Here is a 16,134-nt window from a genome sequence, read left to right on the forward strand (position 1 = left end):
GGGGAGGAGACTCCATGGCTGACGCAGCGCACTCCATCAGCGACCCCACCTTCTACCGCAGCCCGGTCGAGGCGGCCGCCGCCCCGCCCGAGCGGCTGGCCTACGTGGTGGCCTTCGACCGGTCCGCGCAGCGTCCCGACGCGCTGGTCACCATCGATGTGGACGCCGAGTCCGCGGACTACGGCCGCGTCGTCGGCTGGTCGGACCTGCCCACCCGCGGCGACGAACTGCACCACTTCGGGTGGAACGCGTGCAGCAGCGCGCTCGCCCATGCCGGCCACGACATCTCCGGGCTGCAGCGCCGGTACCTGCTGCTGCCCGGCCTGCGCTCGTCCAACGTGCACGTCTTCGACACCCAGCCGGACCCGAGGCAGCCGCGGCTGGTCAAGACCATCACCGCCGCCGAACTCGCCGAGAAGGCCGGCTACTCGCGACCGCACACGCTGCACTGCGGCCCGGACGGCATCTTCCTGTCCTGCCTGGGCGGGGCGAACGGTGCGGACGGCCCGGGCGGGATCGCCCTGCTCGACCACGACACCTTCGACGTGCTGCGCGCCTGGGAGACCGACCGCGGCCCGCAGTACCTCGCCTACGACGCGTGGTGGCACCTGAACCAGAACACCTTGATCACCAGCGAGTGGGGCACCCCGTCGATGATCGAGGACGGCACCATCCCGGACCTGCTGCTGGGCCACCAGTACGGGCACGCGCTGCACTTCTGGGACCTCGCCGAGGGCCGGCACCTGCAGCGGGTCGACCTCGGCGAGCAGCACCAGATGGTGCTGGAACTGCGGCCCTCGCACGACCCGGAGGCGACCTGGGGCTTCGCCGGCGTGGTGGTGTCCACCGAGGACCTGTCCGCCTCGGTGTGGCGGTGGCACCGGGACGGTGGCGAGTGGACCGCGGACAAGGTGATCACGATTCCCGCCGAACCGGTCGACGCCGAGCGGCTGCCTCCGGTACTGCGACCGTTCGGGGCGGTGCCGCCGTTCGTCACCGACATCAACCTCTCCGTGGACGACCGGTTCCTCTACGTGTCCTGCTGGGGTACCGGTGAGCTGAAGCAGTACGACGTCAGCGACCCGGCGGCGCCCCGCGAGGTCGGATCGGTTCACCTGGGCGGCATGGTCCGCCGAGCCGCCCACCCGGCGGCCCCCACCGAACCGCTGTCCGGTGGCGCGCAGATGGTGGAGGTGAGCCGGGACGGGCGGCGGATCTACCTGACGAACTCGCTGTACGGGTCCTGGGACGACCAGTACTACCCGGACGGCGTGGGCGCGTGGTTCGCCAAGATCGACACCGACCCGGACGCCGGCGGCGGGCTGCGCATCGACGAGCGCGTCTTCCCGCACGGCGACGAGTTCCGCGGGCTGCGCGCGCACCAGGTGCGGCTGCAGGGCGGCGACTCCTCCTCGGACTCCTACTGCTACCGCCGCTGACCGCGGCCGTGTCCACGTGCTGGGAGGCCGGCGGAATCGTTGACGCCGCGTGCCGGTGCCCGCCACGATGAGGCTCGTGACCGCGCAGCGCTCGCTCACCCGGCGGCGGCACGTCGACTATGTCCGTGTCGTCGCCCAGGGTTGTCGGGGCTGATCCCACCGGCCGCCGGCGCGCCGGAAATCCATGCCGCCGCCCCGGGTTTTCTGATCTCGTCCCTCGCCGCCTCGATGCCGGCGCGAGGGCGCCAGACCCAGCCACCCAACCGTCCGTCCACGACGGACGGTGAGTACACGGACGAGGAAACGCGATGACCGTGGCTTCCCTACCGACCCCGCAGCCGAGCGCGCAGCCCGGCACGCCAGCCCGGAGCGGCGTGCACATCGTGGTCCACCTGGCCGCGCACGGCGACGACGCCGCGCGGGTCGCCGCCTGGCTGACCCGAGCGCTGTCCACCCTCGCCGCCGAATGCGGGCCCGTTGACGTCACCGTCGGCTCGGGCGCCGGGCACGGCGGCGCCGGCGAGGTGATCCCGCTGCCCCGGCCGGTCCCCGAGACCCGGGAGTCCCGGGACCGGGCCCGGCTCCACATCCACACGCCGTCCCGCCGGGTGCTCCGCGACGGCGCCCCGCTGAGCCTGACCCGGCTGGAGTACGACCTGCTGCTGTTCCTGTGCGACCACCCGCGGCGCGTGCATGAGCGCCGCTCGCTGCTGCACCACGTCTGGGGGTACGCCGGCCCCGGCCGGTCCCGCACCCTCGACGTGCACATCCGCCGGCTGCGCCGCAAGCTCGGCCCGGACCTGCCGCTGATCGGCACGGTGCGCGGCGTGGGTTACCGGCTGGAGCGGGATGCCGAGGTGTGGGTGGACCACGGCCCGTGACGGGCCGGCGTACCGGGGGCGTGACCTGCCGCCGCGGGTCACGCCCCCGGGGCGCGTCACGTTCGGGGGCACGTACGACGATCTCTCGGTTGACCGAGCCGTGCGGATCTGCGCTGGAATCGGCGGTACCGGGACGAACGGTGGGCCCCGGGCGAGGGCCGGCCCGGGTGCCGTTGGTGCGAGGGGGATGGCCATGGGCGTCGAGCATGTTCCGCCGCGGGACGTGCCGAACCGGCTTCGGATCCTGGGTGCTGACCAGGCGGATGGCGGGTAGGGCTGCCGGACGCGGCTGACGTGTCCGGCCGGCCGTCCGTTCAGGGGTTGACAAGCACAGTCAGCCGACCGACCCTATGCGCGCTCGTGTTGAGCGTTCCAACTCGATCACGCCGGGCTCGCCGGTGTGATCGACTTTGAACGTTCATATCGTGCACGTCGCAGTCCGGCGGGGCCCTCGGGCGACCCATCGCAACGAGGCGGAGGGGCATGGTCAGGCAGCAGCGAGTGGCCGCGTCGACACCACCCTCCCTCGTGCGCCAGCGGCTCTCGCCGGCCCATGACGGCGGCGTGTCCGGGCGAGGCCGGCACGATCTGGACGGAGACGGACGGGAGGGAGCGAAAGGATGATCCGTCGGACAACCATCGCGTGGGGTGCGGTCGCCGTGACCGCCGCCCTCGCCCTCTCCGCCTGCGGCGGCAGCGGCGGGGGCGGCGGCGGAACCGGTGCGGGCGGCACGACCCCGCTCGACGGCCGCGGCCCGATCACCTTCGCCACCGGCAAGGACACCTCGGGCAACCTGCAGAAGCTGGTGGACACATGGAACGGTGCGCACCCCGGCGAGCAGGTGCGCATCGTTGAACTGCCGGAGTCCGCCGACGACCAGCGGCAGCAGATGGTGCAGAACGCCCAGGTGAAATCGGACGCGTTCAGCGTGCTCAATCTCGACGTGGTGTGGACAGGTGAGTTCGCCGCGAACCGATGGGTCGTCGAGTTGCCGCAGCAGCAGTTCGACCTGCAGAACTTCCTGCAGCCCGCGGTGGAGTCGGCGAAGTACCGGGGCAAGCTGTTCGCGATGCCGTTCAAGTCCAACGGCGGCCTGCTCTTCTACCGCAAGGACCTGTTGCAGAAGGCCGGCATCCAGCAGGCGCCGAAGACCTTCGCGGAGATGTCCGCGGACTGCCAGAAGGTGCTGGCGCTGCCCGACGCCGCCGGCATGAGCTGCTACTCCGGGCAGTACGAGAAGTACGAGGGCCTGACCGCGAACTTCGCGGAGGCCGTCAACTCCGCCGGCGGCACCATCATCGACGCCGACGGCAAGCCGAGCGTGAACACGCCGCAGGCGAAGACCGCGCTGGACACCCTGGTGCAGGGCTTCAAGTCCGGGATGATTCCCAAGGAGGCCATCACCTTCAAGGAGGAGGACTCCCGCCGCGCGTTCGAGGCCGGCAAGCTGGTCTTCGAGAACATCTGGCCCTACCAGTGGGCGAAGGCGAACCAGACGGACGGTTCCTCTCAGGTCGTCGGCAAGTTCGACGTGGCACCGCTGCCCGGGATCAGCGGACCCGGCGTGTCCACCATCGGCGGCTACAACATGGCCATCTCCTCGTTCGCCAAGAACAAGGCCACCGCGCTGGACTTCATCAAGTACATGACCAGCGAGCAGACCCAGCGGTCCAACCTGCTGGCCACCTCCGAGGCGCCGGTGCTGACCAAGCTCTACGACGACCCGGAACTGGTGCAGAAGTACCCCTACCTGCCCACCCTCAAGGCGTCGATCATGGGCGCCAAGCCACGGCCGGTGGTGGTGCACTACGGCGACGTCACCAAGGCCATCCAGGAGTCCGTGTACGCGGCGCTGAGCGGGCAGAAGCCCACGGATGCGGCGCTGTCCGAGTTGCAGCAGAAGCTCCAGCAGCTCACCCAGCAGTGAGCGGCCGGCGGGCGGGCGCGGCGACCCCGCGCCCGCCCGGCTTCCCGGTGGTCCGGCGAGCAGGCTGCCTGATGCGTCTCTCAGGCCGCGAGAAGGAAGGCTTCCCGATGCGCACGGATGGCGGGCAAGGAGGACCGTCGTGACGAGCACGAGCACCACCGAACCGCTGCGGGCGAAGACGCGGTCGGTGCCGAGACACGCGCGCGGACGCCGGCGTGGGAGAGCCGAGGCCGGCCGGCTGGCCGCTCTGCTGCTCTCGCCCACGTTCGCCGTGCTGGCCCTGGTGATCGTCTACCCGCTGGTGTCCGCGCTGCGCGACTCGCTGTTCTCCAGCGGCGAGCAACTCGACGAGAACGGTTTCGTCGTGCAGGGCGACCAGTTCGTCGGCCTGCGGAACTTCGCCGACATCGTCCGGGGCGCGGCCGCCACCCGGTTCTGGAACGCGTTCGGCAACACCACGTTCTTCATGCTCACCACGGTCGCCATGGAAACCGTCATCGGCATGGCGATGGCGCTGGTGATGCACCACGCGCTGCGCGGAAGGGGCGTGGTGCGGGCGAGCGTGCTGGTGCCCTGGGCGGTGCCCACCGCGGTGTCCGCCCTGCTGTGGCGCTGGATGTTCGCCTCCGACGGCGTGATCAACGCGATCATCGGCCACCAGGTGCTGTGGACCACGGAGGGCTGGCACGCCAAGCTCGCCGTGATCGTCGCCGACGTGTGGAAGACCGCGCCGTTCGTCGGCCTGCTCACCCTCGCCGGGCTGCAGATCATCCCCGGCGACCTGTACGAGGCGGCCCGGGTGGACGGGGCTGGGTCGTGGCGGCAGTTCTGGCAGATCACCCTGCCACTGGTCAAACCCGCCCTGCTGGTCGCGGTGCTGTTCCGGATCCTGGACGCGCTGCGCATGTTCGACCTGCCGTTCGTGCTGATCGGCAACCAGAAGCGGTCCGCGGAGACGCTGTCCATGCTGGCCTGGGACGAGGCGAGCAACCTGCACTACGGCCCGGCCGCCGCGTACGCGACGCTGCTGTTCTTCTACGTCGTGGTGGTCGCGTTCCTATTCGTCAAGTTGCTCGGCGCGGACGTGATCGGCGAGGCGCGTGGCCGGCGCGCGGTGGGCCGGCGGGCGGTGGGCCGGCGGGCGGAGGACGCGCCGGCCGCGCCGCCCCGGGAGGAGGTGGTCCCGGCATGACCGGAACCGCCACGAGCACCCGCCGGCGAAGCTGGCCGCGCGTCGTCGGCGTGGCCGCCATCGTGCTCTACTGCCTGGCGCCGTTCTACTGGATGGTCGTCTCGGCGTTCCGCCGGCCCGGTGACCAGTTCGCCATCACCCCGCTGCCCCGGCCGTGGTCGGTGGAGAACTTCCTCGCCGTGTTCAAACCGGACGTCGGGTTCGGACGGTCGCTGCTGAACAGTGTGATCGTGGCCGGCACGACCACCCTGCTCACCCTGCTGCTCGGCACGTTCGCCGCGTACGCGCTGGCCCGGCTGAACTTCCGGTTCAAGACCGCCGCGGCGGGCGTCGTCATCGCGATGTCGATGTTCCCGGTGATCTCGCTGGTGGTGCCGCTGCTCAAGCTGTTCACCAACATCGGCTGGATCAACACCTACCAGGCGATGATCCTGCCCAGCCTGTCCTTCGCGCTGCCGCTGGCGGTGTGGAACCTGACCACGTTCTTCCGGCAGATGCCCGAGGAGTTGGAGCAGGCGGCCATGGTGGACGGCTGCACCCGCGGCCAGGCGTTCCGGAAGGTCATCATTCCGCTCGCCGCGCCGGGCATGTTCACCACCGCGATCATCACGTTCATCGTGGCCTGGAACGAGTTCGCGATCGCGCTGTCCATGGTGAACGACAAGAGCATGCAGACCGCCACGGTGGCCATCTCACGGTTCACCGGCGCCTACGGTTTCGACCAGCCGTTCGGCACGCAGATGGCGGCCGGTGTCATCGTGACCGTGCCGCTGGTCATCGTTGTGCTGCTGTTCCAGCGGCGCATCATCGCCGGACTGACCGCGGGAGGGGTGAAGTGACCGCTACGCCAGCATGGTGGCGGGACGCCGTGATCTACCAGATCTACATCCGCAGCTTCGCGGACGGCAGCGGGGACGGGGTCGGCGACATCGCCGGTATCCGCTCCCGCCTGCCCTACCTCCGCGACCTCGGGGTGGACGCCGTCTGGATCACGCCGTGGTACCCGTCGCCGATGGTCGACGGCGGCTACGACGTGGCCGACTACCGGGACATCGACCCGCTGTTCGGCACGCTCGCCGACGCCGAGAAGCTGCTCGCCGAGGCCCACCAGCACGGCATCCGGGTGATCGTGGACCTGGTGCCCAACCACTCCTCGGACCGGCACCCGTGGTTCCGCGCCGCACTCGCCGCGCCGCCCGGCTCGCCGGAGCGGGCGCGGTACTGGTTCCGGCCCGGCCGCGGCGAGCACGGCGAGCAGCCCCCGAACGACTGGCGGTCGGTGTTCGGCGGTCCGGCGTGGACCCGGATCACCGAGCCGGACGGCAGCCCGGGGGAGTGGTACCTGCACCTGTTCGCCCCGCAGCAGCCGGACCTCAACTGGGACAACCCCGAGGTGCGCGCCGAGTTCGAGGACATCCTGCGGTTCTGGCTGGACCGCGGCGTCGACGGGTTCCGGATCGACGTGGCACACGGTCTGGCCAAGGACGCCGACCTGCCCGACCTCGGCCACCACGAGGAACTGCTGGGGCCGCCGAGGCGGTCCAACCACCCGCACTGGGACCGGGACGAGGTGCACGACGTGTACCGGTCCTGGCGCGCGGTCACCGACGCCTACGACGGGCACCGCGCGTTCGTCGCCGAGGCGTGGGTGGCCAGCCCCGAGCAACTGGTCCGCTACCTGCGGCCGGAGGGCCTGCACACCGCGTTCAACTTCGACTTCCTCACCTGCGCCTGGCGCGCGGAGGACCTGCGCTCGGTGATCGACGACACGCTCGCCTGGCACGGCACCGTGGGCGCGCCGCCGACCTGGGTGCTGTCCAACCACGACGTGATCCGGCACGTCACCCGGTACGGCCGGGCCGAGACCGACAACCAGGCGGCTCGCCGGCAGTACGGGCAGCCGGTGGACCTCGAACTGGGCACCCGGCGGGCCAGGGCCGCGGCGCTGCTCATGCTCGCCCTGCCCGGCGGCGCCTACCTCTACCAGGGCGAGGAGCTGGGCCTGCCCGAGGTGGAGGACATCCCCGAGGAACTACTGCAGGACCCGACCTGGGAGCGCAGCGGGCACACCGTGCGCGGCCGGGACGGCTGCCGGGTGCCGCTGCCGTGGTCCGGCGACCGGCCGCCGTTCGGGTTCGGCGAGGGCACGCCGTGGCTGCCGCAGCCCGAGCAGTGGAAGTCGCTCACCGTGGAGGTCCAGACCGGGGACGCCGCCTCGATGCTGGAGTTCTACCGGGCGGCGCTGCGGCTGCGGCGCGCCCAGCCCGCGCTCGGCGACGGCGAGCTGAGGTGGGATGTCGGCACCGCGGACGGGGTGCTGTCGTTCACCCGCGAGCCCGGCTTCCGCTGCGTGGTCAACCTCTCGCCGCGCACCGTGCCGCTTCCCGAGCACCGCGAGGTGCTGCTCGCCAGCGCGCCGGTGCGGGACGGACTGCCCCCGGACACGGCCGCCTGGCTGCTCCGCTGATCCGAAACTCTTTCTGCGAGGTGACGATGAGGTCCCGCAGCGGGATCGTGTTGCTGGCGGTGGCCGGGCCGCTGCTCGCCGGCGCGCTGAGCGTGCCGGCCGGCAGCGCGGCCACCCCGGACGGCGGCGTGACCGCCGGCTTACCGCGCTCCGCCGAGCTGTCCGAGACCACCCGGCTGGCCGACCGGCGGTCGGTCGTCCTCGGCGACCGGTTCTACTCCGTGGGCACCGAGGACGGCCTGTACCCGGCCCAGGGCTGGCACACCCTCGGCGAGATGGGCGGGTTCTGGTCGCCGCCGATCAAGCTGCTGGACGGCATGTGGTTCGGCATCGGCGACGCCTGGCTGGGCAGGCAGGCCCCGGCCACCCGGTTCACCAGCGGCTGGGGCTACACCCGCACCGACTTCGCGGCCACCTCCGGCGTGCGGGCCAGTCGCACCGACCTCGCCCCGGACGGCCTGCGCGCCGGGCTGACCGGGCTCACGCTGTCCGCGGCCACGCCGTCCGACGTCAGCGTCACCGTGGCCGCGCACTCCGAGTTGACCAGCGCCTACCCGTGGGGCTGGACCACGCCCAGCCAGTCCCAGTTCAACCTGCCGGACACCGGGGACTTCGCCAGCAACGCGCTGGTGTTCCGCGACCAGGGCACGCCGCCGGTGCCGAACGCCGCCCCGCACGACTACGCCGCCGTGGTGGGTAGCTCGCTGCCGCCGCGGGCCCACCAGCTCGGCCCGGACTTCCGCGGCCCGCAGAGCCCGCCGGTGGTCTGCCCGGCCACCGGCGCCACGCCCGACCGCTGCGACGACTCCGCGTTCGGCAAGGGCACCGGCGGGTCACTGACCTACCGGGTGCACCTCGACCCCGGCCGGCCCACCACGCTGTGGTTCGCCGTGGCCGGGTCCGACCAGGGACTCGCCGACGCCCGCGCCAACTACGACCGGGCGCTCGCCGACCCGGCAGGGCTGCTCGCCGCCAAGCTGGCGAAGCGGCAGGCCGCCGCCGCGCGGTCCACTGTGGACCTTCCGGGCGACCCGCTGCTCGCCAGGAGTGTGGCGTGGGCCAAGCAGAACCTCGCCGACGCCGTGCAGGAGTCGCACAACCTCCAGCTCCGGCCGACCAGCGAGGGCAAGAACTACCCGGCCGCGAAGGGCACCCTGCCGGTGGCCCGGTGGATCGGCGCTGGCTGGCCGGACTACCCGTGGCTGTTCGGCACCGACGGCGAGTACACCGCGTTCGCCAGCGTCGCCGCCGGCCAGTTCGACGCGATCGAGTCCCACCTGCGCACGCTGCAACGGATCAGCGACACCGTGAACGACCGCAGCGGCAAGGTGGTGCACGAGGTCACCCCGGACGGCTCCGTCTACTTCGGCACCAACGACAGCGCCGGCAACACCGACGAGACCGCCAAGTTCCCCAGCGCGGTCGCCCTGGTGTGGCGGTGGACCGGGGACAACGCGTTCCGCGACGAGATGTACGACTTCACCGTCCGGAACATGCGCTACGTCACCGGCATGCTGGACGCCGACCACGACGGCTGGCCGGAGGGCAGCGGCAACGTCGAGCGGCCCGGCATGGGCCCGGAGAAGCTGGACAACGCCGTCTACACCATCCGTGGCCTGCGCGACCTCGCCGACCTGGCGCGCAGCCGGAACGACACCGCCACCGAGTCCTGGGCCACCGCCAGGGCCGCCGACCTGGAGAAGCGGTTCGACACCACGTGGTGGGCGGGCGGCGACACCAACCAGTACGGCGACTCGCTGGCCGAGCCGAACGACGCGCCGATCTTCCAGCGGCACTGGATCGGGGTGACCCCGATGGACGCCGAACTCGCCCGGCCCGGCCAACCCACCCAGCCGCTCGCCCCGGCCGGCCACGGCAACACCGCGCTGGACCGCCGGCAGCAGCCCTGCTACTCGGGCGAGTTCGGCCTCTACCACACCGGCACCGGGCCCACCTCCGACCCGGCCGGCAACCCCGGCCCGTCCTGCGACAGCGCGGTGTCCACCGTGGCCAGTGACCGCACCGTCTACGGCATCGGCACCGGGATCATGGCGGTCGCCGAGGGCAACTACGGTCGGATGGGCGGAGCACAGCAGCAGCGGTACACCACCGCGAACGCCCGCGCCCAGCTCGACCCTTCGGTGTGGGAGATGCCCGGTGCCATGCCGGAGGTGCTGCCCAGCCCGGACTTCGGCGCCAACATCGACCGCAAGCTCACCGAGCGGTCCATGGTGCTGCAAGCCTGGGACGCGTACGGAATCCTGTGGCCGGTCGTGCACCAGCAACTCGGCGTGTCCCCGGACATGGGCCGCGGCCATGTCGACGTGGTGCCGCGGATTCCGGACGGGCAGCAGCGCGTCGCCGGCAACGACATCCGGCTCGGCGACGCGGCCGTCGACGTGCTCGCCGAGCACGCCGGCCAGGACCTGCGCACCACGGTCACCCGGCACGGCACCATGGCACTGACCATCGGCCAGGTGCTACCGGCCGGCGCGTCCGTCGCCTCGGTGACCCTGGACGGTCACCCGGTCGCCTACCGGACGATCACCACGACCCGCGGCACCGAGATCGTCGCGGACGCCGGCCAGGGCGGCGGCCGCAGCACCCTGGTGGTGCGGCTGTCCTGACGCGGCCGCGGAACCCGGGCCGAGGCCCCTCGGCCCGGGTTCCGCACGGGCGCCCCACCTCAGCGGGACATGCCGCCGGACCAGCGGCCGCCGAAACACCGGCGGCCACCGAAGAAGTCGCCCTCGCGGTACCACCGGCCGCCCCAGAAACAGTCCTGCGGCACGATCCGCACCGGCTGCGGCAGCAGCGCCCTGATCAGCCCGCCCAGCATTGTCGTCCTCCCCTCTGCCGACACGTCTTCCCCACCTAGGGGAACCCGGCCGTGCGGCGGAACCCAGGGACTTCCGTCCCCGCGTTTCGCGGGCCGGGCGGCCGTGCAGGGGGCGGCGTTCAGGGCAGCAGGACCAGCTTGCCGCGCACGTGCCCGGCCTCGCTGTCCCGGTGCGCGTCCGCCGCCTCGGACAGCGGGTAGCTGCGCGCCACCGGCAACGTGATCGTCCCGGCCGCGAGCAGCGACACCGCGTCGGCGAGGCTGCCGGGCACCTCGTCCGGCCCGCCGGAGGTGAACCGCACCCCGTGCTCGGCGGCCGCCGCGTCCGCGATGGTGACCACCCGGTCCGGGCCGCCGACCAGGTCGACCAGCGCTGGCAGCGAGCCGCGCCCGGACGCGTCCAGCGCCGCGTCCACGCCCTGCGGGGCCACCGCCCGCACCCGGTCGGCGAGTCCCTCGCCGTACGTCACTGGCGTCGCCCCGAGCGAGCGCAGGTAGTCGTGGTTGGCCGGGCTGGCCGTGCCGATCACGGTGGCCCCGCGGTGCCGGGCCACCTGCACGGCGACCGTGCCCACGCCGCCCGCCGCGCCGTCGATCAGGATGGTCTCGCCGGGCTTCAGGCCGAGCAGGGCGAGGACGCGGTACGTGGTGGTGGCGGCCACCGGCAGCCCCGCCGCGACCGCCCACGGCACCTCCGCCGGCTTCGCCGTGATGCCGTCTACCGGGGCCAGCGTCAGCTCGGCGTACGTGCCGGACCCCCGGCCCAGCACCTCGTCACCGACCGCGAACTCGGTGACGTCCGGGCCGACCGCCTCGACCACGCCGGCCATGTCCACGCCCGGCACGGCCGGGAACCGCACCGGCATGACGCCGGCCATCGCGCCGCTGCGGATCTTCCAGTCGATCGGGTTCACCCCGGCCGCGCGGACCCGCACCCGCACCTGCCCAGGACCGGGCTGGGGCACCTCGCGCTCGACCACCCGCAGCACCTCGGGACCGCCGTACTCGGCGTACTCGACGGCCCGGTACGTCTCGGTCATCGGGTTTCTCCCCTGTTTCGTGACGTTCCGTTTCCCGCTTCGACCACCGGCAGGCCGTCGTTATTCCCGTTCCGGATGCTGTCAGCCCACCTCGCGGATCCTCGGCAGGTATCCGGTCGGCGCGTCGTCCACCGACCATTCGACCCGGCCGCACGACCGGCCGGGATGGGCCTGCGGCCAGACAAGCCGGACCGGAAGACCCTCGGCCGCTCACCGCGACACGTCATCGGGCAGGTGAAACCGCGTGGGCTGAGGAACCGGCCCGGTGCGGAGGTCCCGTGATGATCAGCGGCGAGCCGGGCGGTGTCTCGGTTGACATGGCCCGATCATGAGCAGAGCCGGCCCCGGAAACCAATCATTTTCGCTGCGTGCCGCCACGCCGGAAACCGCGCGGAAGACGGATTCTGCGGCTGCGCCATATCGCCGCGGTGACGGTGGCGCGCAACCGCCAAGCCGTGCGCCGCGCCACCACGATCGGGACGCTCAGCACGCTGCCTTCCGGCATCCACCCGGGACCCGTCAAGGAAGGTCGGTCATCAAGGGCAGGCGCGACGGACATGCGGGTCGGCCGCGTGGGGCATGACCACCAAGCCACGCCTCGCCGCCGCCGGGAGCCGCTTGCCGGTCGTCCCACCCGCCACGATGGCCTCCCGCCGAAGCCTCTTGGCAGCGGAGAAGGAGTGGGGCAGGCCAACAACCATGGCCGGCACAATGCCGTTCCGTTGGCTCCTGTGCTGCGCGAGACGTAATGTCATCTGGTGATCACCTCCCCTCGGATGGTCGATCTTAGGCGATCGTCGGTTGGACGTGAACCGTCCTCCGGAGGTTCCGCGCGGTTGCTGTCAACGGGATTCCGCGGCTTGGTCGCGGGCGACGAGCCGCGCCCATCCCGGCCGCCCGCTGATATCGCGGGCGGCCCATTCGGCCGGCCACTTCCTACGGGTCTCGCCCGTGGTGCGGGTGGTCGCTCCGGCGAGCGGGGCCGCGGTGTGCGTGCCGAAGTCCACTTCACCCTCGAACACGGCACCCTTGAAGGTCGCGCTCTCCTCGTCGAAGGTGACCCGGCGGAAGTCGGCGAGGCCGACGAACCGCGTCGCGCGGAAGTCCGCGTTGCGCATGAAGACCGTGCCCCGGAACGTGGTCGGGCCGTGGAAGGTGGCTCCGTGGAACGTCGCCGACCGCACCCGAGCATGTGTCATGACCAGCTTCACCAGCGTGGCGCCGGTCAGGTTGAGGTCCATTCCTTCCCAGTACGACGGATCAGGCTGCCGGTCGTCCTTGCCAGGGCGCAGATGCTCCACCAGGAGACGCTGAGCGGTCTGCCGGACCTCTAATTCCTGGAGTTCGGCGGGGCCGTCGGCGGGGCGCACGCGTGGACGGACCGCAGACAGACGCCGGCGCCCGGTTCGCCCGTCGGTCGAGGACAGATCTGCCGGTGACGGCGTGGGCGGGGGCACGAACGGCATGCGCAGGTAGGCACAGATCAGGTTGACGATGGTCTGCCGGTGCGCCGGGTTGCCCTGGGCCAGCCGTTCCAGGGCGTACAGGCCGGCCAGCCGGAGGGGCGCCTTGTCGCTGCCCAACTGGTCGGCGGCCTTGCCGTACAGTTCGGTGACCCGGCGCTCGGTAGCGTCGTGTTCGTTCTGCTTGAGGTCGAGTTCGGTGGACCGCTGCCGCCGCGCGGTCAGCAGCAGGGCGGCGGCGCCACCGGTGCCGACGACGATGCTGGCCGCGGTGCGGATCGTGTCCAGCCGGACAGAGTCACGCTGGTCGCCGTTGGAGAACTGCGTCCACAACACCGCGACCGAAAGCCCGGCGACGATGATGAGGCCGACCGCCCACACGGCGATCGTGGTGGTGGACAGCACTCGATGCTCGTCCGTTGCCCTGTCGTTTCGCCGTAACCACGCCATCTCGTCCGGTGATTCCCAACCGTACATATTCGGAATCGGACAGTGACGCCGACGTTAACAAGGCCACTGGGAACGATCAAGACTCGCGGTGCGACGCGACCAGCCGACTCGCCCCGGTGCTCCCGGCACGTGCCCGCCCGCCTGGCCAGCGGGAGACACACGTGCGGTGCGTGGCGAGCCGGGGCCGAGTTGCCTGCGCGGCGTCCACCGGGTCCACCGGTCGACCGGCGGTGGTGCGCCATCAGCCCGTCACAGGAGTGGCGAAGCGGGTGATCCAGCGGCGCTGCCACGGGGTTTCCACGGCGCGCGGGTGGTGGTGAGCCCGGGTCCAGGCGACGGCCTGCTCAGGCGGTAGGCCGGCGAGCACGGCGAGGCAGGCGATGACGGTGCCGGTGCGGCCGACCCCGCCACCGCAGGCGACCTCGACGCGCTGGCCGGCGAGCGCGCGCTCGTGCAGGGCCCGGATCTCCGCGACGGCGTGCGCGGAGTCGCGGGGGAGCAGGAAGTCCGGCCAGTCGACCCACCGCTGCGGCCACGGCAGCTTGTCCGCATGCCGGCGGCGCAGCCGCGCGGTGCCGAGGTAGAGGCCGAAGTCCGGGGCGGGGCCGTCCGGGGTGCCGTGCCGCAGGCCACGGCCGCGCACCTGGCAGCCGTCCGGCAGCCGGATCGCTCCGGGCAGCGGGTGATCGGTCACGAAGGGTCCTTCGTCGGCATCGGCGGGACAGGGCTGGCGATCGGCGGTGGTGGGTTACCGGCCGGGCGGCGGGGGTCCGGTGCTGCCCCGGACGACCAGGGTGGGTTCCAGCAGCACCGAGCGTCGCTCCGGGCGGCGGCCGGCGAGGCGGGCGACGAGCATCTCCACCAGCAGTCGGGCGGCCTCCTGCAGCGGCTGGGAGACGCTGGTCAGCGGGGGGGTGAGCAGCGCGGCGCTGGGTGTGTCGTCGAACCCGACCACGGAGAGGTCCCGGCCCGGGGCGAGGCCGCGGGCCCGGGCGGCCCGCAGTGCGCCCACCGCGACGGTGTCGCTGACCGCGATGACCGCGGTGGGAGGCCGAGCCGCGTCCAGCATCCGGCCGGCCTCCTCGGCGGCCGCGGTGATCGTGTCGTCGGTGTACCCGCGGAGGGTGGCGGCGAGTCGGTGGGCGGCCATCGCGGAGCGCCAGCCGTCCGCGCGGTCGTCGCCGACCCGGTGGCCCTCGGGCCAGCCGAGGAAGGCGATCCTCCGGTGGCCCAGGCCGACCAGGTGTTCCACGGCCGCCGCCACGCCGGCGGCGCCGTCCACGTCGACCCAGGCGGGGCCGGCACTGGCGGGCAGGCGGCCGTAGGACACGAACGGCACGCCGCGCCGGCGCAGCCACCCGGGCCGCCGGTCCCGGTGGGTGATGTCGGTGAGCAGGAACCCGTCGGCGCCGCCGGTCTGCAGCATCGTCGCGTAGCTGTCCAGTTCCCGCTGCGCGCTGTCCGGGGTGAACACCACGATGTGGTAGCCCGCGCCGCGGGCGGCATCCGCGACCGCGTGCAGGAACTCGTCGAGCACCCAACCCAGCCGGTCCGGGTTGGGCCGGGGCACGCAGTAGCCGATCAGCCGGGACTGCCGGGTGCGCAGCGACCGCGCGCTGCGGTTGGGCTGGTAGCCGAGCCGGTCGATGACCGAGCGGACCTGGGCCAGCGTTTCCGCGCGCAGCAGGTGCGGGGCGTTGATCGCGTTGGACACGGTCTGCCGGGAGACGCCGGCCGCGCGCGCGACGTCGATGAGGGTGGTGCCGCGGTCCGGCCTCGCCACTGGCGTTCCTCCCGGCGCTTCTCCGGCACCGTGGCGCCGGCCATCGCCATGTTCCCCGCGCCGTCAATTCTGCCCGAAGCAGGCGTGCGGCGGAGCGGCCGGCCGGCGGTGGTCAGCTCAGCTTCCGGTGGTCCCAGGACACCGTCCGTTCGGTGCGCATCAGGATGCCGACCCGGTTGTGCAGCATCGCCTCCACCATCGGGCGCGCCTGCTCCGTGTACTCACCGAGGTATCGCTGGTACATGGAAACGCCGAGCTGCCACAGTTTGTCCGGATCGTCGAAGAGTTCCCCGGTGCCGACCAGTTCCACGCCGCGCAGTTCGTCGTAGGAATCCCCGTCCTCCACCAGCAGCGTCATCCTCGGGTCGCGCCGCAGGTTCTGCGCCTTCTGCGATTTGGTCTTCGTCTCCAGCGCCACGTGGCCGTCGACGAATCCGTACCACATGGCCACGGCGTGGATGCTGCCACGGGGATGCATGGTGCACAGCACGGCGGTGCGCTGGTCGTGCAGGAAGGTCGCGACCTCCTCGTCGGTCATCCGGATCCGCGCGCGCTGGTTGCCGCCCACACCACACCCCTCTGCCGAGGACAACGGATTCCCTCAGGTTAGGCTCTAGGTGTTACCGAGCGGTAGAAACGTGTTCTAGTTTAC

13 protein-coding genes are annotated in these 16,134 nt (G+C 72.1%); 7 read left to right on the plus strand and 6 right to left on the minus strand.

Translation table 11 applies throughout. The annotated features are described in order from the left end of the window. The first annotated feature begins 14 nt into the window (after nt 1–14). The 7 genes from FFT21_RS02935 to FFT21_RS02965 all read left to right on the plus strand — a co-directional run bounded on the left by FFT21_RS02935 (nt 15) and on the right by FFT21_RS02965 (nt 10,534). Nucleotides 15–1,439, plus strand: coding sequence for a selenium-binding protein SBP56-related protein (locus FFT21_RS02935; RefSeq protein WP_137812150.1), 1,425 nt, complete (start codon nt 15–17; stop codon nt 1,437–1,439). 308 nt (nt 1,440–1,747) lie between these two features. Next, nucleotides 1,748–2,320, plus strand: coding sequence for a winged helix-turn-helix domain-containing protein (locus FFT21_RS02940; protein WP_137812151.1), 573 nt, complete (start codon nt 1,748–1,750; stop codon nt 2,318–2,320). 620 nt (nt 2,321–2,940) lie between these two features. Continuing rightward, nucleotides 2,941–4,248: an ABC transporter substrate-binding protein gene (locus FFT21_RS02945; protein WP_137812152.1), complete on the plus strand. Its 1,308-nt coding sequence runs from the start codon at nt 2,941–2,943 to the stop codon at nt 4,246–4,248. 139 nt (nt 4,249–4,387) lie between these two features. Continuing rightward, nucleotides 4,388–5,440 carry a carbohydrate ABC transporter permease gene (locus tag FFT21_RS02950; protein WP_225978054.1) on the plus strand — a complete coding sequence of 351 codons (1,053 nt, stop codon included), beginning with the start codon at nt 4,388–4,390 and terminating at the stop codon, nt 5,438–5,440. Next, nucleotides 5,437–6,279: a carbohydrate ABC transporter permease gene (locus tag FFT21_RS02955; RefSeq protein WP_137812154.1), complete on the plus strand. Its 843-nt coding sequence runs from the start codon at nt 5,437–5,439 to the stop codon at nt 6,277–6,279. The genes FFT21_RS02950 and FFT21_RS02955 overlap by 4 nt, the downstream gene beginning before the upstream one ends. Continuing rightward, nucleotides 6,276–7,907 (plus strand): glycoside hydrolase family 13 protein, encoded by a 1,632-nt coding sequence (locus tag FFT21_RS02960; protein WP_137812155.1) that lies wholly within the window; start codon nt 6,276–6,278, stop codon nt 7,905–7,907. Before FFT21_RS02955 ends, FFT21_RS02960 begins: the two co-directional genes overlap by 4 nt. 26 nt (nt 7,908–7,933) lie before the next feature. Beyond that, entirely contained in the window at nt 7,934–10,534 is a 2,601-nt protein-coding gene (locus FFT21_RS02965; protein WP_225978055.1) for a glucosidase family protein, read from the plus strand. 59 nt (nt 10,535–10,593) lie between these two features. Here FFT21_RS02965 and FFT21_RS28730 read toward each other — a convergent pair whose 3' ends face one another. The 6 genes from FFT21_RS28730 to FFT21_RS02990 all read right to left on the minus strand — a co-directional run bounded on the left by FFT21_RS28730 (nt 10,594) and on the right by FFT21_RS02990 (nt 16,050). Then, the gene (locus tag FFT21_RS28730) at nt 10,594–10,770 is read right to left on the minus strand and encodes a hypothetical protein (RefSeq protein WP_153816529.1); all 177 of its coding nucleotides are present in this window, start codon (nt 10,768–10,770) and stop codon (nt 10,594–10,596) included. Nucleotides 10,771–10,865: 95 nt separating this feature from the next. Beyond that, nucleotides 10,866–11,786: an NADP-dependent oxidoreductase gene (locus tag FFT21_RS02970; RefSeq protein ID WP_137812156.1), complete on the minus strand. Its 921-nt coding sequence runs from the start codon at nt 11,784–11,786 to the stop codon at nt 10,866–10,868. A gap of 842 nt (nt 11,787–12,628) precedes the next feature. Then, a complete protein-coding gene (locus FFT21_RS02975) occupies nt 12,629–13,654 on the minus strand; it encodes a pentapeptide repeat-containing protein (RefSeq protein ID WP_225978056.1) in 1,026 nt (341 codons plus the stop codon). Nucleotides 13,655–13,940: 286 nt separating this feature from the next. Beyond that, nucleotides 13,941–14,393: a protein-tyrosine phosphatase family protein gene (locus tag FFT21_RS02980; protein ID WP_137812157.1), complete on the minus strand. Its 453-nt coding sequence runs from the start codon at nt 14,391–14,393 to the stop codon at nt 13,941–13,943. Between the two features lie 54 nt (nt 14,394–14,447). Beyond that, on the minus strand, nt 14,448–15,482 hold the full coding sequence (locus tag FFT21_RS02985; RefSeq protein WP_137812158.1) for a LacI family DNA-binding transcriptional regulator: 1,035 nt from the start codon (nt 15,480–15,482) through the stop codon (nt 14,448–14,450). A 112-nt stretch (nt 15,483–15,594) separates the two neighbouring features. Continuing rightward, a complete protein-coding gene (locus FFT21_RS02990; protein WP_137812159.1) occupies nt 15,595–16,050 on the minus strand; it encodes a pyridoxamine 5'-phosphate oxidase family protein in 456 nt (151 codons plus the stop codon). Nucleotides 16,051–16,134: the final 84 nt, after the last annotated feature.

It is taken from the genome of Gandjariella thermophila, from assembly GCF_005405885.1.
In the GTDB taxonomy this organism is placed as follows: Bacteria; Actinomycetota; Actinomycetes; order Mycobacteriales; family Pseudonocardiaceae; genus Gandjariella; species Gandjariella thermophila.